The 22,214-nt window shown below is 58.2% G+C and carries 22 protein-coding genes; 13 read left to right on the forward strand and 9 right to left on the reverse strand.

Features of this window, described 5'->3' with window-relative positions; genetic code table 11:
* Nucleotides 1–89: 89 nt before the first annotated feature.
* From rhaD to rhaM, 7 genes are all read left to right on the forward strand, one after another.
* Nucleotides 90–920: a rhamnulose-1-phosphate aldolase gene (rhaD, locus tag HWQ15_RS07695; RefSeq protein WP_176587435.1), complete on the forward strand. Its 831-nt coding sequence runs from the start codon at nucleotides 90–92 to the stop codon at nucleotides 918–920.
* Between the two features lie 82 nt (nucleotides 921–1,002).
* Entirely contained in the window at nucleotides 1,003–1,989 is a 987-nt protein-coding gene (gene rhaS / locus HWQ15_RS07700; protein WP_063216235.1) for a rhamnose ABC transporter substrate-binding protein, read from the forward strand.
* Between the two features lie 99 nt (nucleotides 1,990–2,088).
* Nucleotides 2,089–3,591 carry a sugar ABC transporter ATP-binding protein gene (locus HWQ15_RS07705; RefSeq protein ID WP_023305095.1) on the forward strand — a complete coding sequence of 501 codons (1,503 nt, stop codon included), beginning with the start codon at nucleotides 2,089–2,091 and terminating at the stop codon, nucleotides 3,589–3,591.
* The gene (locus HWQ15_RS07710) at nucleotides 3,591–4,595 is read left to right on the forward strand and encodes an ABC transporter permease (RefSeq protein ID WP_023305096.1); all 1,005 of its coding nucleotides are present in this window, start codon (nucleotides 3,591–3,593) and stop codon (nucleotides 4,593–4,595) included. The genes HWQ15_RS07705 and HWQ15_RS07710 overlap by 1 nt, the downstream gene beginning before the upstream one ends.
* The gene (locus HWQ15_RS07715) at nucleotides 4,592–5,593 is read left to right on the forward strand and encodes an ABC transporter permease (RefSeq protein WP_063149400.1); all 1,002 of its coding nucleotides are present in this window, start codon (nucleotides 4,592–4,594) and stop codon (nucleotides 5,591–5,593) included. Before HWQ15_RS07710 ends, HWQ15_RS07715 begins: the two co-directional genes overlap by 4 nt.
* Nucleotides 5,594–5,728: 135 nt before the next feature.
* Complete coding sequence (gene fucO, locus HWQ15_RS07720; protein ID WP_063149401.1) at nucleotides 5,729–6,877, forward strand: lactaldehyde reductase; 1,149 nt, start codon at nucleotides 5,729–5,731, stop codon at nucleotides 6,875–6,877.
* A complete protein-coding gene (gene rhaM / locus HWQ15_RS07725) occupies nucleotides 6,874–7,188 on the forward strand; it encodes an L-rhamnose mutarotase (protein ID WP_022649824.1) in 315 nt (104 codons plus the stop codon). Before fucO ends, rhaM begins: the two co-directional genes overlap by 4 nt.
* Here rhaM and HWQ15_RS07730 read toward each other — a convergent pair.
* The 4 genes from HWQ15_RS07730 to HWQ15_RS07745 all read right to left on the reverse strand — a co-directional run bounded on the left by HWQ15_RS07730 (nucleotide 7,176) and on the right by HWQ15_RS07745 (nucleotide 12,288).
* Nucleotides 7,176–8,453 (reverse strand): MFS transporter, encoded by a 1,278-nt coding sequence (locus tag HWQ15_RS07730; protein ID WP_063149402.1) that lies wholly within the window; start codon nucleotides 8,451–8,453, stop codon nucleotides 7,176–7,178. The genes rhaM and HWQ15_RS07730 overlap by 13 nt on opposite strands.
* Nucleotides 8,454–8,497: 44 nt before the next feature.
* Entirely contained in the window at nucleotides 8,498–10,621 is a 2,124-nt protein-coding gene (locus tag HWQ15_RS07735; protein WP_063216239.1) for an alpha-galactosidase, read from the reverse strand.
* A 105-nt stretch (nucleotides 10,622–10,726) separates the two neighbouring features.
* Nucleotides 10,727–11,722 carry a LacI family DNA-binding transcriptional regulator gene (locus HWQ15_RS07740; RefSeq protein WP_023305100.1) on the reverse strand — a complete coding sequence of 332 codons (996 nt, stop codon included), beginning with the start codon at nucleotides 11,720–11,722 and terminating at the stop codon, nucleotides 10,727–10,729.
* Nucleotides 11,723–11,739: 17 nt separating this feature from the next.
* A complete protein-coding gene (locus HWQ15_RS07745) occupies nucleotides 11,740–12,288 on the reverse strand; it encodes a helix-turn-helix domain-containing protein (RefSeq protein WP_023305101.1) in 549 nt (182 codons plus the stop codon).
* A gap of 103 nt (nucleotides 12,289–12,391) precedes the next feature.
* Here HWQ15_RS07745 and HWQ15_RS07750 point away from each other — a divergent pair, with 103 nt between their 5' ends.
* Together HWQ15_RS07750 and HWQ15_RS07755 are read left to right on the forward strand one after the other, a co-directional pair.
* Nucleotides 12,392–13,051 carry an AzlC family ABC transporter permease gene (locus HWQ15_RS07750; RefSeq protein WP_022649831.1) on the forward strand — a complete coding sequence of 220 codons (660 nt, stop codon included), beginning with the start codon at nucleotides 12,392–12,394 and terminating at the stop codon, nucleotides 13,049–13,051.
* Nucleotides 13,051–13,374 (forward strand): AzlD domain-containing protein, encoded by a 324-nt coding sequence (locus tag HWQ15_RS07755; RefSeq protein WP_022649832.1) that lies wholly within the window; start codon nucleotides 13,051–13,053, stop codon nucleotides 13,372–13,374. The genes HWQ15_RS07750 and HWQ15_RS07755 overlap by 1 nt, the downstream gene beginning before the upstream one ends.
* A gap of 40 nt (nucleotides 13,375–13,414) precedes the next feature.
* On the opposite strand, the gene HWQ15_RS07760 is transcribed toward HWQ15_RS07755, so the two are convergent.
* Nucleotides 13,415–13,627, reverse strand: a complete 213-nt coding sequence (locus HWQ15_RS07760; protein ID WP_003861966.1) for a DUF1471 domain-containing protein — start codon at nucleotides 13,625–13,627, stop codon at nucleotides 13,415–13,417.
* 114 nt (nucleotides 13,628–13,741) lie between these two features.
* On the reverse strand, nucleotides 13,742–14,578 hold the full coding sequence (gene fdhD, locus HWQ15_RS07765; RefSeq protein WP_032626930.1) for a formate dehydrogenase accessory sulfurtransferase FdhD: 837 nt from the start codon (nucleotides 14,576–14,578) through the stop codon (nucleotides 13,742–13,744).
* Between the two features lie 371 nt (nucleotides 14,579–14,949).
* On the opposite strand from fdhD, the gene fdnG reads away from it, so the two are divergent.
* From fdnG to fdhE, 4 genes are read left to right on the forward strand one after another with little or no spacing between them, the layout of a single operon-like run.
* Nucleotides 14,950–18,000, forward strand: coding sequence for a formate dehydrogenase-N subunit alpha (fdnG, locus tag HWQ15_RS07770; RefSeq protein WP_124304381.1), 3,051 nt, complete (start codon nucleotides 14,950–14,952; stop codon nucleotides 17,998–18,000).
* A 12-nt stretch (nucleotides 18,001–18,012) separates the two neighbouring features.
* Entirely contained in the window at nucleotides 18,013–18,915 is a 903-nt protein-coding gene (gene fdxH / locus HWQ15_RS07775) for a formate dehydrogenase subunit beta (protein WP_063149405.1), read from the forward strand.
* Complete coding sequence (fdoI, locus tag HWQ15_RS07780; protein ID WP_006808711.1) at nucleotides 18,912–19,547, forward strand: formate dehydrogenase cytochrome b556 subunit; 636 nt, start codon at nucleotides 18,912–18,914, stop codon at nucleotides 19,545–19,547. Before fdxH ends, fdoI begins: the two co-directional genes overlap by 4 nt.
* The gene (fdhE, locus tag HWQ15_RS07785) at nucleotides 19,544–20,473 is read left to right on the forward strand and encodes a formate dehydrogenase accessory protein FdhE (RefSeq protein ID WP_022649835.1); all 930 of its coding nucleotides are present in this window, start codon (nucleotides 19,544–19,546) and stop codon (nucleotides 20,471–20,473) included. The genes fdoI and fdhE overlap by 4 nt, the downstream gene beginning before the upstream one ends.
* A gap of 41 nt (nucleotides 20,474–20,514) precedes the next feature.
* Here fdhE and nadS read toward each other — a convergent pair whose 3' ends face one another.
* The 3 genes from nadS to fabY all read right to left on the reverse strand — a co-directional run bounded on the left by nadS (nucleotide 20,515) and on the right by fabY (nucleotide 22,208).
* A complete protein-coding gene (gene nadS, locus HWQ15_RS07790) occupies nucleotides 20,515–20,805 on the reverse strand; it encodes a NadS family protein (RefSeq protein ID WP_032626927.1) in 291 nt (96 codons plus the stop codon).
* A complete protein-coding gene (locus tag HWQ15_RS07795) occupies nucleotides 20,806–21,117 on the reverse strand; it encodes a hypothetical protein (RefSeq protein WP_022649837.1) in 312 nt (103 codons plus the stop codon). It abuts the gene before it with no gap.
* Nucleotides 21,118–21,266: 149 nt separating this feature from the next.
* Nucleotides 21,267–22,208 (reverse strand): fatty acid biosynthesis protein FabY, encoded by a 942-nt coding sequence (gene fabY, locus HWQ15_RS07800; RefSeq protein WP_022649838.1) that lies wholly within the window; start codon nucleotides 22,206–22,208, stop codon nucleotides 21,267–21,269.
* Nucleotides 22,209–22,214: the final 6 nt, after the last annotated feature.

Below are 22,214 nucleotides of genomic sequence, written 5' to 3' on the forward strand. Positions count from 1 at the left end.
GGAGAGGGAGCAAACCATCCCCTCTCCCCTTTGGGGAGAGGGTTAGGGTGAGGGGTTCAACCTCACCGCGATAACTGGAAATGAAAACTATGCAGACCATCACCACTTCCTGGTTCGTCCAGGGCATGATCAAAGCCACCTCTGACGCCTGGCTCAAAGGCTGGGATGAGCGCAACGGCGGCAACCTGACGCTACGCCTGGACGACGCGGATATCGAGCCATTTGCCGCCGATTTCCACCAGAAGCCGCGCTATATCGCCCTGAGCCAGCCGATGCCGCTGCTCGCCAGCACGCCGTTTATCGTCACCGGTTCCGGGAAGTTCTTCCGCAACGTCCAGCTCGACCCGCAGGCCAACCTTGGCGTGGTGAAAGTGGACAGCGACGGTGCGGGCTACCACATTCTCTGGGGTCTGACGGACGACGCGGTACCGACATCCGAACTCCCGGCACACTTCCTCTCCCACTGCGAGCGCATCAAGGCGACCAATGGCAAGGACCGCGTAATCATGCACTGCCACGCCACCAACCTGATCGCCCTGACCTACGTGCTGGAAAATAATTCTGATTTCTTCACCCGCAAACTGTGGGAAGGCAGTACCGAGTGTCTGGTGGTGTTCCCGGACGGCGTCGGCATTCTGCCGTGGATGGTGCCGGGCACCGACGAAATCGGTCAGGCAACCGCAACGGACATGCAGAAGCACTCACTGGTGCTGTGGCCGTTCCACGGCGTCTTCGGCAGCGGCCCGACGCTGGATGAAACCTTCGGCCTGATCGACACCGCCGAGAAATCCGCGGAAGTGCTGGTGAAGGTCTATTCCATGGGCGGCATGAAGCAGACCATCACCCGGGAAGAGCTGATCGCCCTGGGCAAACGCTTTGGCGTCACCCCCATGCAGTCGGCGTTAGATCTTTACCAATAACAACATCGCGCCCCGCTCATTGAGACGGGGCGAAAACCACCTGCAATCCCTACAACTAACTCAAGTCAGTGGAGTAAAAGCAATGAAAATAAAAGCAAGCTTGATCCTCACCGTTGCCGCTCTGGCGTTGTCCGGTTCCGCTTTAGCAGAAGTGAAAATCGCCCTGGTGGCGAAGTCCTTAGGAAATGGATTCTTCGAGGCAGCGAACGTCGGCGCGCAGGAGGCGGCCAAAGAGTTAGGCGATGTGAAAGTGATTTATACCGGCCCGACCACCACCACGGCGGAAGCGCAGATCGAGGTGCTGAACGGGTTGATCGCCCAGGGCGTGGATGCGATCGCGATTTCCGCGAACGATCCGGACGCCGTCGTGCCGGTGCTGAAAAAAGCGATGCAGCGCGGCATTAAGGTTGTGTCGTGGGACTCCGGGGTGGCGAAAGCCGGACGCCAGATCCACCTCAACCCGTCCAATAATGCCCTGATTGGCGAAACCAACGTGAAGCTCGCCGCCGACGCGCTGAAAGCGCTGAATGTCGAGAAAGGCGACGTGGCGGTGCTGAGTGCCACGCCAACCTCCACCAACCAGAATACCTGGATTGCGGAGATGAAAAAGGTGCTGCCGAAGTACCCGTCCGTCAATCTGGTGACCGTGGCCTACGGAGACGATCTCTCTGACAAAAGCTACCGCGAAGCGGTCGGCTTGCTGAAAACCTACCCCGAACTGAAAGTGATTGTTTCGCCATCGTCCGTGGGCATCGTGGCCGCTGCGCAGGCGGTGAAGGACCAGGGCAAGATTGGCAAAGTGTACGTCACCGGTTTAGGCCTGCCGTCCGAGATGGCGGGCGCGGTGAAGTCCAGCGCGAGCAAGAGCTTTGCCATCTGGAACCCGATCGACCTCGGCTATGCGGCAACCTACCTGGCGGATGACCTGGTGAAAGGCACGGCCACGAAAGGTGAGGCCAGCATGGGCAGACTGGGCAAAGTGAAGCTGGATGCTGACGGCAACGGCGCGATGGCCGAGCCGTTCGTCTACGATGCCAGCAATATTGATAAGTTCTCGAAAATCTTTTGATGCAATTTGTAGGCCGGATAAGCGTAGCGCCATCCGGCAAAAGGCGGGTGGCGCTGCCGCTTACCCTCCCTACAAATTCCTCTGTCCAGGAGAACTATCATGACCCCATTGCTACAGCTTTCTGGCATCACCAAGGTGTTCCCCGGCGTGCGTGCTCTTGAGAACGTGCAGCTTGCGCTGTGGCCCGGCAAAGTGACCGCCCTGATAGGCGAAAACGGCGCGGGCAAGTCGACGCTGGTCAAAGTGATGACCGGCATTTACCAGCCCGACGAGGGAGAAATTCTCTACAAGGCGATCCCCGTTCACCTTCCGACGCCGGAGTCGGCGCATAAAATGGGCATCACCGCCATTCACCAGGAAACCGTCCTGTTCGATGAACTCTCGGTCACCGAGAATATCTTTGTCGGTCAGTACCTTCACAAAGGCTTCCTGAAAAAGCTCGACTGGCCGGAAATGCACCGCCGGGCGCAGGCGATCCTCACGCGGCTGGAAGTGCAAATCGACCCGCGCGCGACGCTGAAAACCCTGAGCATCGCCCAGCGTCACATGGTGGCGATTGCCCGCGCGCTGTCGTTTGAGGCGCAGGTGGTGATCCTCGATGAACCGACGGCGGCGCTGTCGCAGCATGAAATCCTCGAGTTTTACCAGATTGTGGAGCGCTTAAAGCAGGAGGGCAAAGCCATCCTGTTTATCTCCCACAAGTTCGACGAGATTTTTGAGCTGGCCGATCACTACACTATTTTGCGCGACGGCGCGTTCGTCGGTGCAGGTGCAATAAATGAGATCACCGAGGAGCGGATGGTGTCGATGATGGTCGGGCGCGCCATTACCCAAACTTTCCCTAAAATCGACTGCGAAAAAGGCGAGACGGTGCTGGAGGTGAAAAACCTCTGCCATCCGACCGAGTTTGCGCATATCTCGTTCTCCCTGCGTAAAGGGGAAATCCTCGGCTTTTACGGGCTGGTGGGGGCCGGGCGTACCGAGCTGATGCAGGCGCTTTCTGGCGTCACGCGGCCATCGTCCGGGGAAATTATCCTCAACGGACAGCCCCGGCGCTTCCGCCAGCCTGCGGATGCGATCAAAGCCGGTATCGTCTGCGTGCCGGAAGAAAGACAGAAACAGGGGGCGATTATCGCCCTGCCGATTGCCCAGAACATCAGCCTGCCTCAGCTCAGCAAGCTCAATCCGAACGGTGTGCTGCATGACGACCGTGAATGGAAGCTGGCGGACGAGTACGCCAAACGCCTGCAAGTGAAAGCCTTCAGCTGGAAGCAGGCGGTGGAGACCCTCTCTGGCGGCAACCAGCAAAAGGTCGTGATCGGCAAATGGCTGGCGACGCACCCTGACGTGATTATCCTCGATGAGCCGACAAAAGGCATCGATATCGGCTCAAAAGCAGCCGTGCATCAGTTTATGTCCGAGCTGGTCAGTCAGGGGCTGGCGGTAATTATGGTCTCGTCCGAACTGCCGGAAGTGATGGGCATGGCGGATCGCATTATCGTCATGCACGAGGGGCTGATGGTGGCCGAGTACCAGGCGGGAGACGCGACGGCGGAAACCATCGTCAGCGCCGCCAGCGGTGCAAAACAGGAGGCGGCATAATGCTTAGCTCACTCTTAAAACACCGCGAAGCCCTGCTGGGCGCGGTGATTATCCTGATGATCGTCGCCATTGGCAGCCGCGTGCCATCGTTTATCGCGCCGGGCAACCTGGTGGAGATGTTTAACGACACCGCCATTCTGATCGTCCTCGCGCTCGGGCAGATGATGGTGCTGCTCACGAAAGGCATCGACCTGTCGATGGCGGCCAATCTGGCCCTGACCGGGATGATTGTCGCCCTGATTAATTTCCATTACCCGGACGTGCCCGTCTGGGCGCTGCTGATCCTTGCCAGCGTGCTTGGGCTGCTGATGGGCGCGATAAACGGCCTGCTGGTGTGGAAGCTGGGCATTCCGGCGATTGTGGTAACGCTCGGCACTATGAGCATCTACCGCGGAATGATCTTTTTGCTCTCCGGCGGCGGCTGGGTGAACTCAAACCAGATGGGTACAGATTTCCTCGGCCTGCCACGTGCGTCAGTGCTGGGCTTGCCGGTGCTGAGCTGGTGCGCCATCGCCGCGCTGCTGCTGGTGGGCTACTTCCTGCGCTACAGCCGCACCGGACGAGCGCTCTACACCGCAGGCGGTAATGCCACGGCAGCGTACTACACCGGGATCAACGCCGGAAAAATGCAGTTCATTAGTTTCTGCCTTTCCGGTCTGCTGGCCGGGTTCTGCGGCTACCTGTGGATATCGCGCTTTGCCGTTGCGTATGTTGACGTCGCTAACGGTTTTGAATTGCAGGTGGTGGCAGCCTGTGTGATTGGGGGGATCAGCACCATGGGCGGTACCGGGCGCGTGCTCGGCTGTCTGTTTGGCGCACTGTTCCTCGGGGTGATTAACAACGCCCTGCCGGTGATCGGCGTCTCCCCGTTCTGGCAGATGGCGATTTCCGGCACGGTAATTGTGATAGCGGTGCTGCTGAACGAGCGCGGCAATAAACGTAAAGGCCGATTGATACTGCGCGATGCGGCGCTGGCACGTCAGAAACTGGCGGTGAAATCATGAGCAAAATGATGACATCTGAAGCAATCAAACCCACTTCTGCGCCGGGCATCTTCCAGCGTCTGCTGTGCTGGGAGGGCTTCCTGCTGGCGGTGACGCTGGCGGTGTTCGTGGTGAACGCGCTCGCCTCACCCTACTTTCTCAATATCTGGAACCTCTCCGACGCGACGTTCAACTTCACCGAAAAAGCGATCATCGTGTTGCCGATGGCGATGCTGATTATCGCCAGGGAAATTGACCTGTCGGTAGCCTCCACCATCGCGCTAAGCTCCACGGTGATGGGCTTTTGCGCGGCAGCGGGCGTCGATACGCCACTGCTGGTCTGCGTCGGATTAGGCGTCGGGCTGCTGTGCGGACTGTTCAACGGCATTCTGGTGACGCGCTTTAACCTGTCGTCCATCGTCATCACCATCGGCACCATGAGCCTGTACCGCGGGATCACCTACATCCTGCTCGGGGACCAGGCGCTGAACAGCTACCCGGAGAGCTTCGCCTGGTTCGGCCAGGGCTACGTCTGGGGCGCGCTGTCGTTTGAGTTCGCGCTGTTTATCGTGCTGGCCGCTCTGTTTGCCTTTGTGCTGCACCGCACCAACTTTGGCCGCCACACCTACGCCATCGGCAATAACCCGACCGGCGCGTGGTACTCCGGCATCAACGTGAAGCGCCACAACCTGATCCTCTTCGCGCTGGTTGGGCTGATGTCCGGCCTGGCGTCGGTGCTGCTTACCTCGCGTCTGGGCAGCACCCGCCCGACCATCGCGATGGGCTGGGAGCTGGCGGTGGTGACGATGGCGGTGCTCGGCGGCGTCAATATTCTCGGTGGGTCCGGCAGCATGGTGGGCGTGATTATCGCCGCCTTCCTGATGGGGCTGGTGACCTTCGGCCTGAGCCTGCTCAACGTGCCCGGCATTGTGATGTCGGTGATTATCGGCGCGATGCTGATCGTGGTGATTTCGCTGCCGATTATTACCCGCCGGATGATGCAGCGAAGACGGAATTAAATTGCCCCTCACCCCTGCCCTCTCCCCTGAGGGGAGAGGGTGAAAAGCCGCACCGAGCAGTCCCCTCTCCCCTCCGGGGAGAGGGTTAGGGTGAGGGGAACGGATTACCTTAAAAGCATATTAAGGAGAATTATCATGAGCTTTATGTTGGCACTCCCCAAAATCAGCCTGCACGGCGCGGGCGCGATCGGCGATATGGTCAATCTGGTGGCAAACAAACAGTGGGGAAAAGCGCTGATTGTCACCGACGGCCAGTTGGTGAAGCTGGGCCTGCTCGACAGTTTGTTTAACGCGCTGGACGCCCATCAGATGTCGTATCACCTGTTCGATGAGGTATTCCCGAATCCGACGGAAGCGCTGGTGCAAAAAGGCTATGCGGCATATCAGGATGCGGAGTGTGATTACCTGATTGCCTTTGGCGGCGGCAGCCCGATTGATACCGCCAAGGCAATCAAAATCCTCACCGCCAACCCCGGTCCGTCAACCGATTATTCCGGCGTCGGCAAAGTAAAAAACGCGGGCGTGCCGCTGGTGGCGATCAACACCACCGCAGGCACGGCAGCGGAGATGACCAGCAACGCGGTGATCATCGACGCCGCGCGTCAGGTGAAAGAGGTGATCATCGATCCGAACATCATCCCCGAAATCGCCGTGGACGATGCCAGCGTGATGCTCGATATTCCGGCCTCCGTAACCGCCGCAACCGGCATGGACGCGCTAACCCACGCCATTGAAGCTTACGTGTCCGTAGGTGCACACCCGCTGACCGATGCAAACGCGCTGGAAGCCATTCGTCTGATCAACCTCTGGCTGCCGAAAGCGGTCGACGACGGTCACAACCTGGAAGCGCGCGAGCAGATGGCTTTTGGGCAGTATCTGGCGGGCATGGCGTTTAACAGCGCCGGGCTGGGGCTGGTGCATGCTCTGGCGCACCAGCCGGGCGCGACGCACAACCTGCCGCACGGCGTCTGCAACGCCATCCTGCTGCCGATCATCGAAAACTTTAACCGCCCGAACGCGGTCGCCCGATTCGCCCGTGTGGCACAGGCGATGGGCGTTGACACGCGCAGCATGAGCGACGAAGCGGCCAGCATGTCCGCCATTCAGGCGATTCGCGATCTGAGCGCCCGGGTCGGCATTCCGTCCGGATTTAGCCAGCTCGGCGTCACCAAAGCCGATATTGAAGGCTGGCTGGATAAAGCGCTCGCTGACCCGTGCGCGCCGTGCAACCCACGTACCGCCAGCCGCGATGAGGTCCGCGAGCTGTACCTGGAGGCATTATGATCCGCAAAGCGTTTGTGATGCAGGTAAACCCGGATGCGCACGAGGAGTATGCGCGCCGCCACAACCCGATCTGGCCTGAGCTGGAAGCGGTACTGAAAGCCCACGGCGCGCACCACTACGCCATTTACCTCGACAAAGCCCGCAACCTGCTGTTTGCGACAGTGGAGATTGAATCGGAAGAGCGCTGGAACGCGGTGGCAAACACCGACGTCTGCCAGCGCTGGTGGAAACATATGGCTGACGTTATGCCGTCTAACCCGGACAACAGCCCGGTGAGTGCGGAGCTGAACGAGGTGTTTTACCTGGACTGATGTGTTAACGCTGCTGCCCCTGCGGTAGCAGCAATCTCCCGCCTGCCACTCAGCGTAAATGCCGACACCACCGTAATCGCCAGCACGAAGCAGCCCAGCATCAGGTACGTCTCCTGGAAGCCGACCCGGTCATACATATTTCCGGCAAAGGCGGAGAGGAAGATCGCCGCCGACTGTTTGGCAAACTGGAAGCCAATCAGGTAGATGGTGGCCGACAGGCGCGTATCAAACACCCCGGTGATGTACTTGAATGCCCCCACCAGCAGGAACGGGACTTCCAGCGCGTGCAGCATCTTCAGGGCAATCACCTCCACGGCGGTTGTGGCAAACGACGATCCGATAATGCGCGTCGCCATGATCACCCCGGCAATCAGCAGCGTGTTTTTCGCACCGATGCGGTTAATGATCCACGGCGAGCAGAACATGATGATCGCGTTACAGATTTCCCCCGCTGTGGTGGCGAAACCAAAGGCGCGGGTCCCCTCCTGCGGCGTGGCGAAGAAGGTTTTGAAGAAGGTAGCAAACTGCTGGTCGAAGACGTCATATACGCAGGCCACGCCAATCACGTACAGGATGAACATCCACATTCTGCGCTGGCGGAACAGGTTGAACACGGTTTTAGCAGTGATCTGCCGCTGGTTCGCGCCCAGGGCGTTCATGACCTGCGCCGTCTGGTTGGGCTTCGGTTTCGCGACCATCAGCAGCAGCATCAGCAACAGCGCCGCCGCCGATCCCATCCAGAAAACATACGACGGATCGATGCCGAACAGGATGCCGCCCGTTGAAGCGCACAGCCCCCAGCCGAGGCAGCCAAACATGCGCGCCTTACCGTACTCAAAAAAGCTGTTGCGGCTCACGCGTTCAATGTAGGCCTCAATCGCCCCGGATCCGGCTGAAAAAACAAAGCCGATATACACCCCGCCGCTCAGCGCGCCCAGCCAGATATTGGCTTTCAGCAGTGGTGCAAAGACGTACAGGAAAAACGGCGCGAACAAAAACAGCAGCACCGAAATGATCCACAGCAGGTGTTTTTTCAGCCCCAGCTTGTCCGAAATGACCCCCAGCACCGGCTGGAAGGCAATGGCCGACAGCGAGATGCAGGAGAACACAATCCCGGTATGGGTTTTGTTCAGGCCGATGATGTCCGACAGCCAGATCGGCAGGAACGGAAAACAGGTGGCCATGATGAAGAAGTAGAGAAAGAAGAACAGCCCGAAGATCCAGAAGTTAGGGTTGTCTTTGTGGGTACAGGTTGTTGTGTTCATTATTTTTATCCTCAACGGAGGGCCGGTTGCCCGGCCCGTCACCCTTACACGCGTTCCACACCAATCAGAATGGCGGTTTCCGGATCCAGAATTGGCAGCGCAATACCCGCCTGCATCAGCCATTCACCGCTTACCGTTTGCGGCGCGTCCATCCACGCCGGCAGCTTGCGCATGGTGTGCCCGCCCTCGCCCGTAATCTGAATGTTCGGGTGATCGAGCAGCGTGATGCGGTACTGCGCGCTGGCGTCTAACCCCGGCATGCGCAGCGGCATCATCAGGGTGTAATCCGGCATCGCGAGCTGGCTGACCAAAAACAGCCCCTGCGTCTTGTCTTCGCTCACTATACCCTGCGCCAAAGTGGTGGCGTCCGGCATATCCACACGCCACTGGGTGCCGCGATGAATGACCTCGCGCCACCGCTTATACAGCGCGGCGTAATGGCGATAGCCTTCACGCTCCTGCGCATCGACGGTGAGCGGATCCAGCTCCAGCCCCATGTGACCAAACAGCGCCGTCAGCCCGCGGAACTGAATGCTGTGCTGGCGGAAGGTGGCGTGACATTTATGATGACCGATATGCGCCCCCATCACCTCCGGTGGGAAGAAGTAGCTCATGCCGCGCTGGATAGTGTTGCGCTCCAGCGCGTCGTTATTGTCGGACGCCCAGAAGCGGTGGCAGCGGGTCAGCACTTCATAATCGATTCGCCCGCCACCCGACGAGCAGGATTCAAACTCAATGTGCGGGAAACGCTCGCCCAGCACGTCCAGCAGGCGATAAAACTGGCGGGTCTGGGCATCGGCGGCGGCTTTGCCCTTGTGCCCTGGCTGCACCAGCTCGCGGTTCATGTCCCACTTCACGTAGTCGACCGCATGCTCGCCCAGCAGCCAGCTCATGCGCTCGACCAGATAATCAAAGGCCTGCGGAATATTAAGATTGAGCACCAGCTGATGTCGCCCGGTCGCCTGGGCGTAGCCCGGCAGCGCCAGCACCCAGTCAGGGTGCGCGCGATACAGATCGGAATCCGGGTTAATCATCTCCGGCTCAACCCAAATACCAAACTCCATGCCAAGCTGTTTAACGTGATCGATCACCGGCTTAAGGCCGTTCGGGTATTTTTTCTCGTCCAGATACCAGTCGCCCAGCGCCGCGTGGTCATCGTTGCGGCCTTTGAACCAGCCGTCGTCGATAATAAAGCGCTCCACGCCCAGCGCTGCGGCCTCGTCGGCCATGCGCATGATGTAGTCCGGATCGTGGTTGAAGTAGATCCCCTCCCAGGTGTTGAGGTGCACCGGGCGCGGTTTATCTTCCGGGAAGCGGATAACGTTGTCGCGCAGATAACGGTGGAACTGCTGGCTCATGCCGTTCAGCCCGTGCGGGGAGTGGCTGGCATACAGGCGCGGCGTCCAGAGCGTTTCCCCCTCTTCAATCGCCATTTCACCCGGCAGGTAGAGCGCTTCGGCCTGCATATAGCGGCGGCCATCGGTTTTCACCTCTGCGCGCAGGCGGTGGTTGCCGCTCCAGCCCAGATGCACACCCCAGACGTGGCCGTGCATTTCACTGAATGACGGCGTACCTGAAATCAGTGCCGGGAAATGTTCGTGGGAGGTTTTACCCCGGCGGTTTTCAATCACGAAGCTGTCGTGCTCAAGCATCACGCGGTGCGGCTGAAACTCCCTGATCCAGCGTCCGTGGAAGGCCATCACCTCCTGCGCGCGCTCGGCAATCGGGAGCGTCACGGCAAAGCGATCCACCTGCCACGCCTGCGTTTTCAGGTTGGTTAACCCATGGCGCACCACCAGTACGCCGCTGGCATCCAGCGTTAATTCACTGGTCAGGCGCAGGCCCGCCTGTTTATCTTCCGCCGTTACCGTCAGGGTTTGCCCCTGCTGTTGTACGCCTGTGGTGGTGAAGACAGGCGATCCGTCCAGCCCCTGACGATGCCCCTCGATGCCGGGCGAACCAAACAGGCCGTGCCCCAGCTCTGCCATCAGCGTGACGGGGGAGTCGACGTCCAGCCTGCCGTTAGCAACCGGGCGCGCAATACTCAGGACATCCTGCGGCGAGAAGTGCTGAAGGTGCGGCCCCCAGTAGAGAATTTCGGCGAAAGGGTGGGTTTTTAGCACCACGTCAACCGTATTGCTTTCAAGTCGAAAAATGGCATCTTGCATCGGACATCTCCTGTCATCGGGATGTCCTGAGTTTTGATCCGAAACGTTTCGGATATAAACCACAACGTTTCGGATCTGTGATCGAGTTTTGAATTTTTGGTGTAATCAGGCCGTCTGGCCTGGGGAAAATTCCGGCTGCCAGAGCACCTGAAGCGTATCAATGTCGTCGCCGTTAATCAGCTGGCGCACCATATCGGCAATCTGTTTCCCGACGCCCTGACGGGTAGACTGGATCACCGCCGCGACGTCGATATCGACAATGCTGTCCTGCGGTAAACCGTCATAGACCACCAGCGAGACGGCATTTTCACCGGTTAAGCGCCCCATCTGCGCCAGAGCCATCGCTGCGCCGTCGCCGTGAGTGTTGCAGTCGGTAATGATGGCCGTGGGCGGCTGCGGCAGGGAGAGAAGTTCTTGCGTGGTGGCATACCCCACGCGGCGCGAAGGGGGCAAGGCGCGCAGCCATTCGCTGGAAAGACCGGCTTCCCGCAGCGCGTCCAGGAAGCCCTGGCGACGCTGGGTGATGAATGCCTGGTTGTTGCTTTCGCCCAGCAGCGCAATGCGCTGATGGCCTTTCTCGATCAGCCAGCGGGTGGCCTGATACGTACCGGCATAGTTGTCGAAATCGAACCACGCGTACGGCTGCGGCAGCTGGCTGCGGCCGAGCGCCAGGAACGGGAACCCGGCGGCCTGAAGCTGCTCAAGACGCGGATCGTGATCCAGCGTATGCGCCACTATCAGCGCATCCACGCGTCGGCTCTGCACCATGCGCATATAGCTGTGTTTGTCCGCCAGATCGTCGTCAGCGATGAGCAGCAGGTCAATCTCATGTCGCGCCAGTTCGTGGCTAATTTCGCCGACCATGTCCATAAAAACGCTGTTATTGAGCGGAACAGGATGCACCGGAAACACCAACCCGACGGCGTCGATTTTGCCCATCTTCAGGCGACGGGCAAAGGTATTTGGTCGGTAGCCACGGCGCTGGGCCTCCGCTTCCACGCGGGCGCGCGTCTCAGCAGAAACGTCGTCATATCCGTTGAGGGCGCGGCTGACGGTGGTAACAGACAGCCCCAGTTCTTTGGCAATGGCTTTAAGCGACATGATTTTCCGTATCTTCGTTAGTTTTGTTCCGCCACCAGCAGCGCGTGCGTATCTGGCTCCAGCGCCTTAAAGATATGCGGCTGGTCAGCGGGATAGCAAATGTAATCCCCCGGGCCGAGCTCTTCCGCCGCGTCGATCAGGCCGACCATCGCCCGCCCCTGGGTCACGATAATATGCTCAACCGACCCTGGCGGATGCGGCTGGGAAATACGGTCTGCCCCCGGCTGAGTCAGCAGCAGGTAGATATCACGACGCGCCCCCGGCGGACACGCCGCGAGCAAAATCGCCTCGTAGTTCGCCTGCCCGGCGACAACTTTTGTGCCCTCGCCGCGGCGGATCACCTGCGTGACGGGCTGCTGTGGCTCCAGTAACCGGGCAAACGGAATATCCAGCGCCACGCAAAGCGACCAGAGCGTTTCCAGGCTAGGGTTGCCGTTGCCAGACTCCAGTTGTGAAAGCGTGGATTTGGCGATCCCGGCACGGCGGGCGATCTCCGCCAGCGAAAGTCCGGTTCGCAGGCGTTCTCGCACCAGGCTTCTGGCGATTACGCTGATTGGCTGCGTCATAATAACGGCCTCATTCTCTCTATAACGAACGAATCGTTCGCCTTGTAAAACGTTTTTGATGCGTTCATTATAATGGAAATACGTTCGATATGGCTAAAATGGTATGAAGAATCACCTCTCTTGCCTGAAAGGCGACACGATAAAAGCGATCGTCCTGGTCTGCCTCGCGGTGGGCGTGGTCGGCATGTCCTACGGCTCGCTGGCGATGGCCTACGGCTTCCCGCTGTGGGTGCCATTTGTCCTCTCCCTCACGGTGCTGGCAGGCGCATCCGAGTTTATGTTTATCGGCATCGTGGCGAGCGGCGGCAATCCGCTGGCGGCGGCCGCTGCGGGTTTACTGGTAAACGCGCGCCATGTGCCGTTCGGCGTGACGGTGCGTGACCTGGTGGGCAAGCGCGGCCTGAGCTTTCTGGGCTGTCATATCATGAACGATGAAAGCGTGGTGTTTGGCCTGTCGCAAAAAACCGCCGAGCAGCGTAAAGCGGCCTACTGGCTGTGCGGGTTAGGCGTTGCAATCATCTGGCCGCTGGGCGCGGTGCTGGGGGCGATGGTCGGCAAGCTACTGCCAGACCCGGAAACCATCGGGCTGGACGCGGTGTTCCCGGCGATCCTGCTGGCGTTAGTGGTGCCGGCATTTAAAAACCGTACCACGCTGATCCGCGCCTGTAGCGGCGCGTTGTTGTCGCTGGCAGCCGTGCCGTTCGCACCGGTGGGCCTGCCGGTGCTGCTCTCTTTGCTCGGCCTTGCCGCGAGGAAAAAATAATGGAAAACATGACGGTCTTTATTCTCGGCATCGCCATTCTTTCTGCCGGAACCTATCTGATGCGTCTCGGCGGGGCAAAACTCGGCAGCCGGCTGGCGCTTTCTGAACGGTCGCAGGCGCTGCTTTCAGATGCGGCTACCGTTTTGTTGTTCTCCGTCGCGCTGGCGACAACGTTTTATGAAGGGGACCATTTTGCCGGGATGGCGCGCGTGCTGGGGGTGGGGTTCGCGGTGTTTTTGGCCTGGCGCAAAATGCCGTTAATTGTGGTGATCGTCGCGGCGGCGGTGGTGACGGCGCTGCTGCGTCTGGCGGGCATAAACTAAAAAAGCGCCCCAGGGGCGCTCTTTCGACGGTACTGCGAAATTATTTGTTCAGTTCAGCGGTCATGTGTACGCGGTTACCGGTGAATGCCTGAGTAATTTTGTAGGATGACGCGCCCGCTTCCTGAGCCTGTGCGGCGATTTTAGCTTCTGCACCGTCCAGCGTAGAGGCGGATGCGGTCACAGTCTGCGCAGCGAAAGAACCGAAAGATGTAGCCAGAGCGATTACTGCGACAAAAGTTTTGATGCTTTTCATGAGATAAACCCTTTCGTTAAGTTGTTTAGATAAGGCACCGTGCCTTGATGAGATAAATACTAGACCTCATCATGAACAACTAAAAGCGGAAGGATTTGCTATACTCATTCAAAATTACTGATTAACAATTAATCGCTGCGGATGGGTGTAAATTGTCGCCCTGCCTGGCTTGCAGAACCCCACCAGCGTCAGGTTGCAGCGCTCCGCCACTTCAACCGCCAGCGTGGTTGCCGCTGACACCGCAAACAAAATTTCCACGCCGCACATGGCGGATTTTTGCACCATCTCGTAGCTGGCGCGGCTGGAAACGAGCGCGGCCCCTTGCTGCCAGACGTTGTTTTCCCGAGCGCGACGGCCCAGCAGCTTATCCAGCGCGACGTGGCGGCCAACATCTTCATGCCCGCCTGCAATGCTCCCCGACGGCAATACCCACGCCGCCGCATGCGTACAACCGCTGAGCTGGCCGATGGGCTGAACGTCATTCAGGTGCTCAAGCGCCCGATCAAGATGCGCCAGATTGAACGTCTGGGTGAACGGCAGCGGGATAATGGGTTTGCCGATATCGTTAAGCTGTTCAACACCGCACACGCCGCAGCCGGTACGTCCGGCCAGCGCCCGGCGGCGCTCTTTCAGCCCCATAAAGCGGCGGCTGGAGAGTTCGATTTGCACTTCGAGACCGTTACAGGCCGGTACGACGTCCATGCCGTAGATCTCCTGCGGATGCGCAATGATGCCTTCCGAGAGGGAGAAACCGATGGCGAACAGCTCGAGATCTTTCGGCGAGGCCATCATCACCACATGCGAAATCCCGTTGTAAACCAGGGCAACGGGGACCTCTTCCGCCAGAAAATCCGGCGTGGCATGTGAAATGTGAGGCGGTCTGTGTACCGACAGTTCCACAATGCCCGCAGGCAGTGGCGACGCGTGGGTAGCACGGTTTTGTTTAAACACGACGGTATTCCTGAACAACCACGGAAGTGAGCCTGCTATTGCACCACAAACAGCGGACCTTACGCATAGTATGGATCAACTTTTCAGCATCCATTCTCCTACTCAATTCGGAGGGGTGCAACCGGTCATCTGCTACACACCCTTAACATCCGCAGAGAGAAATGTGATTGATATCACACTTTATAATCAATGCCGTGATAATACGTTCACTTTGTTTTAACGCCGTTGGAACAGGCGTACCGACATTGTGGTATTCTGGGCTTATCCCTCGGAGAAATGAGGGATTAACGCAAATTTTTCTCCTTTGCGGTTAATTCTCAACCGCAAAGTAAAACTACATAGCAATGTCGTAATGAACCAAGGAGTGACCCATGCAGGTCAGCAGAAGGCAGTTCTTTAAGATCTGCGCTGGCGGTATGGCAGGCACCACGGCGGCGGCACTGGGCTTTGCGCCCGGCGTAGCGCTGGCGGAAACTCGGCAGTATAAACTGCTGCGCACCCGCGAAACCCGTAACACCTGTACGTACTGCTCCGTCGGCTGTGGGCTGTTAATGTATAGCCTCGGCGACGGTGCGAAAAACGCCAAAGCATCTATTTTCCACATCGAAGGCGATCCGGATCATCCGGTCAACCGTGGTGCGCTGTGTCCGAAAGGGGCCGGTCTGGTAGATTTTATCCACTCCGAAAGCCGCCTGAAGTTTCCTGAGTACCGCGCTCCCGGCTCTGACAAATGGCAACAAATCAGCTGGGAAGAGGCGTTCGATCGCATCGCTAAGCTGATGAAAGAAGACCGCGATGCCAACTTTATTGCGAAGAATGCCGAAGGCACCACCGTTAACCGCTGGCTCTCCACCGGCATGCTGTGTGCTTCAGCGTCCAGTAACGAAACCGGCTATTTAACCCAGAAATTTACGCGCGCACTCGGTATGCTCGCGGTCGACAACCAGGCGCGTGTCTGACACGGACCAACGGTAGCAAGTCTTGCTCCAACATTTGGTCGCGGTGCGATGACCAACCACTGGGTCGACATCAAGAACGCCAACCTTATTGTGGTGATGGGCGGTAACGCCGCTGAAGCGCACCCTGTCGGGTTCCGCTGGGCGATGGAAGCCAAAATCCACAACGGCGCGAAGCTGATTGTGATCGATCCCCGCTTTACGCGTACAGCGTCAGTGGCGGATTTCTACACCCCTATTCGTTCAGGTACTGACATCACTTTCCTGTCAGGCGTATTGCTGTACCTGATGACCAACGAAAAATATAACCGCGAGTACACCGAAGCCTATACCAACGCCAGCCTGATCGTGCGTGAGGATTACCACTTCGAAGATGGCCTGTTCAGCGGTTATGACGCCGAAAAACGCAGGTACGACAAAACCAGCTGGAACTACGAGCTGGACGAAAACGGCTTTGCGAAGCGCGACACCACCCTGCAACACCCGCGCTGCGTGTGGAACCTGCTGAAAGAGCACGTGTCCCGCTATACGCCAGAGGTTGTCGAAAACATCTGTGGGACGCCGAAGGCGGACTTCCTGAAGGTGTGCGAGCTTATCGCCGAAACCAGCGCCAAAGATAAAACCGCGTCGTTCCTGTATGCACTCGGCTGGACGCAGCACTCCATCGGCGCGCAGAACATCCGCACCATGGCGATGGTTCAGTTGCTGCTCGGCAACATGGGGATGGCAGGCGGCGGCGTTAACGCCCTGCGCGGTCACTCCAACATCCAGGGTCTGACCGACCTTGGCCTGCTGTCTCAGAGCCTGACGGGTTACATGAACCTGCCGAGCGAGAAACAGACTGACCTGCAAACCTATCTGACGGCCAGCACGCCAAAACCGCTGCTCGAAGGCCAGGTAAACTACTGGGGCAACTATCCGAAGTTCTTCGTCTCGCTAATGAAAGCCTTCTACGGCGACAAGGCGACGGCGGAAAACAGCTGGGGCTTTGACTGGCTGCCGAAGTGGGACAAAGGGTACGACGTCCTCCAGTACTTCGAAATGATGCACCAGGGCCAGGTCAACGGCTATATCTGCCAGGGCTTTAACCCGGTGGCGTCGTTCCCGAACAAGAACAAGGTTGTCGAGTCTCTGTCGAAACTGAAGTACCTGGTGACGATTGACCCGCTCAATACCGAAACCTCGACGTTCTGGCAGAACCACGGTGAGTCGAACGATGTCGACCCGTCGAAGATTCAGACCGAAGTGTTCCGTCTGCCGTCCACCTGCTTCGCGGAAGAGAACGGCTCTATCGTCAACTCTGGCCGCTGGTTGCAGTGGCACTGGAAAGGCGCGGACGCCCCGGGCATCGCCCTGAACGACGGCGAGATCCTGGCCGGTATCTTCTTACGCCTGCGTAAAATGTACGCGGCTGAAGGCGGCGCAACGCCTGAGCCGGTGCTGAACATGACCTGGAACTATTCGACGCCGGAAAACCCTGCGCCGGAAGAAGTGGCCATGGAGAGCAACGGTAAGGCGCTGGCGGACGTTATCGACCCGGCGACCGGCACCGTGCTGGCGAAGAAAGGCGATCAGCTCAGCACCTTCGCACACCTGCGTGACGACGGTACGACGTCAAGCGGCTGCTGGATCTTTGCCGGTAGCTGGACGCCGAAAGGCAACCAGATGGCCAACCGCGATAACGCCGACCCGTCGGGCCTCGGTAATACGCTGGGCTGGGCATGGGCATGGCCGCTTAACCGCCGCATCCTCTATAACCGTGCCTCTGCTGACCCGCAGGGCAACCCGTGGGATCCGAAGCGTCAGCTACTCAAGTGGGACGGCGCGAAATGGGGCGGCGTGGATATTCCGGACTACAGCACTGCCGCACCAGGCAGCGATGTCGGGCCGTTTATCATGCAGCCTGAAGGGATGGGGCGCCTGTTTGCTATCGATAAGATGGCGGAAGGTCCGTTCCCGGAACACTATGAGCCGTTTGAGACGCCGCTGGGTACTAACCCGCTGCACCCGAACGTGGTCTCTAACCCGGCAGCCCGTATCTTCAAGGGCGATTTTGAAGCGCTGGGTAAAAAGGACAAGTTCCCGTATGTCGGCACCACTTACCGTCTGACTGAGCACTTCCACTACTGGACCAAGCACGCGCTGCTGAATGCCATCGCGCAGCCGGAACAGTTTGTGGAGATCGGCGAGAAGCTGGCGAACAAACTCGGCATCGCCCATGGCGATACCGTGAAGGTCTCCTCTAACCGCGGCTACATCAAAGCCAAGGCGGTGGTGACCAAGCGTATTCGCACGCTGAACGTTCATGGTCAGCAGGTGGATACCATCGGCATCCCAATTCACTGGGGTTATGAGGGCGTGGCGAAGAAAGGGTTCATTGCGAATACCCTGACGCCGTTCGTCGGTGATGCGAACACGCAGACGCCGGAGTTTAAGGCCTTCCTCGTGAACGTGGAAAAGGTGTAACGGAGACGACTTATGGCTTATCAATCTCAAGACATTATCCGTCGTTCCGCGACTAACGGTTTCACGCCCGCGCCTCAGGCGCGGGACCACCAGCAGGAAGTGGCGAAACTTATCGACGTGACCACCTGTATCGGCTGTAAAGCCTGTCAGGTGGCTTGTTCAGAGTGGAACGACATCCGTGACGAAGTGGGTCACAACGTCGGGGTGTACGACAACCCGGCGGACCTGACCGCCAAGTCCTGGACGGTAATGCGTTTCTCGGAAGTGGAACAGAACGACAAACTGGAATGGCTTATCCGCAAAGACGGCTGTATGCACTGTGCGGATCCGGGCTGCCTGAAGGCGTGTCCGTCAGAAGGGGCTATCATTCAGTATGCCAACGGCATCGTCGACTTCCAGTCTGAGCAGTGTATTGGCTGCGGCTACTGCATCGCGGGCTGTCCGTTCGACGTGCCGCGCATGAACCCGGAAGACAACCGCGTCTACAAATGTACGCTGTGCGTTGACCGCGTAAATGTCGGTCAGGAGCCAGCCTGCGTGAAGACCTGCCCAACCGGCGCTATCCACTTTGGCTCTAAAGAGGATATGAAAACGCTGGCGGCAGAGCGCGTGAGCGAGCTGAAAACCCGTGGTTACGATAACGCGGGCCTGTACGATCCGGCCGGGGTTGGCGGTACGCACGTGATGTACGTGCTGCACCACGCCGACAAGCCGAATCTGTACCATGGCCTGCCGGAGAACCCGGAAATCAGCGCCACCGTGAAGTTCTGGAAAGGTATCTGGAAACCGCTGGCCGCGGTCGGTTTTGCGGCCACCTTTGCAGCGAGCATCTTCCACTACGTCGGCGTTGGTCCGAACCGCGCGGAAGAGGAAGACGATAACCTGCATGAAGAGAAAGACGAGGTGCGCAAATGAGAAAACGTGACACCATCGTGCGCTACACCGCGCCGGAACGCATCAACCACTGGGTCACCGCCTTCTGCTTCATGCTGGCGGCGATAAGCGGGCTGGGGTTCTTCTTCCCCTCCTTCAACTGGCTGATGCAGATACTGGGCACGCCGCAGCTGGCGCGCATCCTGCACCCGTTCGTGGGTGTGGTGATGTTTGCCTCGTTTATCATCATGTTTTTCCGCTACTGGCACCATAACCTAATCAATCGGGATGATATCTTTTGGGCGAAGAATATTCGTAAGATCGTCGTCAACGAGGAAGTGGGTGATACCGGGCGTTATAACTTCGGCCAGAAATGCGTATTCTGGGCGGCGATTATCTTCCTGGTCCTGTTGCTGGTGAGCGGCGTGATCATCTGGCGTCCGTACTTTGCGCCTGCTTTCTCAATCCCGGTGATCCGATTTGCGCTGATGCTGCATTCATTTGCCGCAGTGGCGTTAATTGTGGTTATCATGGTGCATATCTACGCCGCCCTTTGGGTGAAAGGCACCATTACCGCGATGGTGGAAGGATGGGTAACCAGTACGTGGGCGAAGAAACATCACCCGCGCTGGTACCGTGAAGTCCGCCAGAAACAGGAAAAGTCATCTGAATGAGTATTCGCATAATCCCGCAAGATGAGCTGGGGTCGAGCGAGAAACGCACGGCGGATTATATTCCGCCGTTGTTGTTCCCCAGACTCAAGAACCTCTACAACCGCCGCGCAGAGCGTCTGCGCGAGCTGGCAGAGAACAACCCGCTGGGCGATTTTCTGCGTTTTGCCGCGCTGGTCGCCCATGCGCAGGAAGTGGTGCTATACGACCACCCGCTGCAAATGGATCTGACCGCACGCATCAAAGAAGCCAACGCGCAGGGCAAGCCGCCGCTGGACATTCACGTTCTGCCGCGCGACAAGCACTGGCATAAGCTGCTGCATTCGCTGATTGCCGAGCTGAAGCCCGAAATGAGCGGCACGGCGCTGGCGGTCATTGAGAACCTGGAAAAAGCCTCAGAGCAAGAGCTGGAAGAGATGGCGAGCGCGCTGTTTGCCTCCGACTTCTCGCTGGTGAGCAGCGATAAAGCGCCGTTCATCTGGGCTGCGCTGTCGCTCTACTGGGCGCAAATGGCGAGCCTGATCCCGGGTAAAGCCCGCGCTGAATATGGCGAAGCGCGCCAGTTTTGCCCGGTGTGCGGCTCAATGCCGGTCTCCAGCATGGTACAGATTGGTACGACGCAGGGGCTGCGCTACTTGCACTGCAACCTGTGTGAAACCGAGTGGCACGTGGTGCGCATCAAGTGCAGCAACTGCGAACAGACCCGCGATCTGAACTATTGGTCGCTGGAAAACGAAGACGCGGCGGTGAAAGCCGAAAGCTGCGGCGACTGCGGGACCTACCTGAAGATTCTGTATCAGGAAAAAGACCCGAAAGTCGAAGCGGTAGCCGACGATCTCGCCTCGCTGATCCTGGACGCGAAGATGGAGCAGGAGGGCTTTGCCCGTAGCTCGATCAACCCGTTCCTGTTCCCGGGGGAAGGGGAGTAATCTCCACTAAAGCCCGGCGAGCCTCTGTGCAACCGGGCTATTTACTGCGATAGGGCTGGGATGACATGTTGAGGGTCGTTAGCAATGGCGCGCAATAGCGCTTTAGCGGGGCCTGTAGGTGAGCGTCTGCCTTGTTCCCAGTTACGCAACGTATCAACGCTAACTGAGATTAAGTTCGCGAATTTACTCTGCGACAACCCGGACGCCTGACGAATTTCTTTTATTTTCATCGCATCAATTTGAAACGTACGCGACGGCTCTCGTTGGCCCTCGGCAATTTCGTTGATTTGCGCAATGCTTTGGGTTAATCGCTCAAACAGCGCCTTATCCATTTACCACCTCTCAATCATCTTTTTCAGTATGGCTTTTTCACCCGCGGAGAGGTCATCTTTGATCCCTTTGCGATAGATGAGCAGCAACCTGATTTCACACTCACGCGTACGGTGAAAATATATAACTCTGACTCCACTACGCTTTCCCTTACCGCCAGCAAGCCAGCGAATCTTTCGCAAGCCTCCCGTATTCTGGATCAGATCGCCGTAATCCGGTTGCGTTGCCAGGAATATTTGGAACCTATGATATTCGTCGTCATCCAGTAACGTTTTGACGTCTTCTGTAAAAATATCCGTTTCAATGAATAGCATATATTCATACGCCATTGGCTTATAGTAGCAAACATCCAATGTACGTCAATGACGTACCCCTAGCTGATTACGTTAATGGGATACGCTAAATAAAGCGAAGTATAATTCCTGCTACGTTGTGTATTTGCGAGCCGCTTTCCAGACGACTGCTACTCCTCCTCGTTCCCGCCCTCTTCATACGCGCCATACGGCTTCGCAGGCAGAACGATATAGGTGCCTTCAAACACCGCGCCCGGCGTTTCATCGCCGAACAGCTCAACCTGCATTTGTACGCGTGCTTTACGCCCACGCGCCAGACGGTCGAGATCGCCGCCCAGTGCGCCCAGGTCAGCTACCGCGCTCGGCTTGCCGCTGATCGGCGCGCTGTAGCGGATATGGGCATCGGCCAGAATAATGGTGCCGCCGAGATGACGTTCGCGCAGCATCAGCCAGATCAGTCCCCAGCCGGTGAGCGTGGCGAGTGAAAAAAGGCTACCGGCAAACAGGGTATGGTGTGGGTTCTGGTTGCCGGTTTCCGGCATGGTGGTAATAAATTTTTGCCCGGTATATTGCTGAATACGCACGCCCATTTTTTCACTGAGCGGAATGTGCTGATACCACGCCTGCTGGAGCTGCCCGCACCAGTCGGCACGATGGAGAATATCGTCCAGGGTGGCGATGGGTTTGATCATCAAAAAGTGACGAATCGGCGTAGTTTGCGGGGCGGTGATTTCCCCCTGATTCACGAAACCAAGCTTGGCAAAGAACTCGACGGCATCTTCACGGGCGCTACAGGTGACGCGCTTGACCCCTTCCTGACGGGCGACGGATTCCAGCGTCATGGCCATTAGCGTTCCGAGGCCTTTGTCCTGCACGGAGGGGTGAACGGCCATAAAGCGGATTGAAGCTTCGTTGTCGGCATTGATATACAAACGCCCCACGGCAACCAGATTGCCCTCTTCATCAACCACCATCTGGTGGTGCGCCATCGCGTCCCAGGCGTCGCGTTCAGACCCTTTCGGTTGATGCAGTGGCTTGCGCAGCATTTCCCAGCGGAAATGGTAATAAACCTCTAACTCTTCTTCCGTTTGCGGTACTCGAAGGTGATACATAGCTGT

Origin of the sequence: Enterobacter sp. DSM 30060 (genome assembly GCF_013375955.1) — a bacterium.
GTDB classification, from domain to species: domain Bacteria; phylum Pseudomonadota; class Gammaproteobacteria; order Enterobacterales; family Enterobacteriaceae; genus Enterobacter; species Enterobacter intestinihominis.

Coding starts and splice junctions, on each gene's coding strand:
- nadS (WP_032626927.1), bottom strand. CDS start 20,805: ATGGATAAGGCGCTGTTTGAGCGATTAACCCAAAGCATTGCGCAAATC.
- rhaD (WP_176587435.1), top strand. CDS start 90: ATGCAGACCATCACCACTTCCTGGTTCGTCCAGGGCATGATCAAAGCC.
- fdhE (WP_022649835.1), top strand. CDS start 19,544: ATGAGTATTCGCATAATCCCGCAAGATGAGCTGGGGTCGAGCGAGAAA.
- HWQ15_RS07705 (WP_023305095.1), top strand. CDS start 2,089: ATGACCCCATTGCTACAGCTTTCTGGCATCACCAAGGTGTTCCCCGGC.
- fabY (WP_022649838.1), bottom strand. CDS start 22,208: ATGTATCACCTTCGAGTACCGCAAACGGAAGAAGAGTTAGAGGTTTAT.
- HWQ15_RS07715 (WP_063149400.1), top strand. CDS start 4,592: ATGAGCAAAATGATGACATCTGAAGCAATCAAACCCACTTCTGCGCCG.
- fdoI (WP_006808711.1), top strand. CDS start 18,912: ATGAGAAAACGTGACACCATCGTGCGCTACACCGCGCCGGAACGCATC.
- HWQ15_RS07735 (WP_063216239.1), bottom strand. CDS start 10,621: ATGCAAGATGCCATTTTTCGACTTGAAAGCAATACGGTTGACGTGGTG.
- fucO (WP_063149401.1), top strand. CDS start 5,729: ATGAGCTTTATGTTGGCACTCCCCAAAATCAGCCTGCACGGCGCGGGC.
- rhaS (WP_063216235.1), top strand. CDS start 1,003: ATGAAAATAAAAGCAAGCTTGATCCTCACCGTTGCCGCTCTGGCGTTG.
- fdxH (WP_063149405.1), top strand. CDS start 18,013: ATGGCTTATCAATCTCAAGACATTATCCGTCGTTCCGCGACTAACGGT.
- HWQ15_RS07745 (WP_023305101.1), bottom strand. CDS start 12,288: ATGACGCAGCCAATCAGCGTAATCGCCAGAAGCCTGGTGCGAGAACGC.
- HWQ15_RS07710 (WP_023305096.1), top strand. CDS start 3,591: ATGCTTAGCTCACTCTTAAAACACCGCGAAGCCCTGCTGGGCGCGGTG.
- HWQ15_RS07755 (WP_022649832.1), top strand. CDS start 13,051: ATGGAAAACATGACGGTCTTTATTCTCGGCATCGCCATTCTTTCTGCC.
- HWQ15_RS07795 (WP_022649837.1), bottom strand. CDS start 21,117: ATGCTATTCATTGAAACGGATATTTTTACAGAAGACGTCAAAACGTTA.
- HWQ15_RS07750 (WP_022649831.1), top strand. CDS start 12,392: ATGAAGAATCACCTCTCTTGCCTGAAAGGCGACACGATAAAAGCGATC.
- HWQ15_RS07760 (WP_003861966.1), bottom strand. CDS start 13,627: ATGAAAAGCATCAAAACTTTTGTCGCAGTAATCGCTCTGGCTACATCT.
- HWQ15_RS07740 (WP_023305100.1), bottom strand. CDS start 11,722: ATGTCGCTTAAAGCCATTGCCAAAGAACTGGGGCTGTCTGTTACCACC.
- rhaM (WP_022649824.1), top strand. CDS start 6,874: ATGATCCGCAAAGCGTTTGTGATGCAGGTAAACCCGGATGCGCACGAG.
- HWQ15_RS07730 (WP_063149402.1), bottom strand. CDS start 8,453: ATGAACACAACAACCTGTACCCACAAAGACAACCCTAACTTCTGGATC.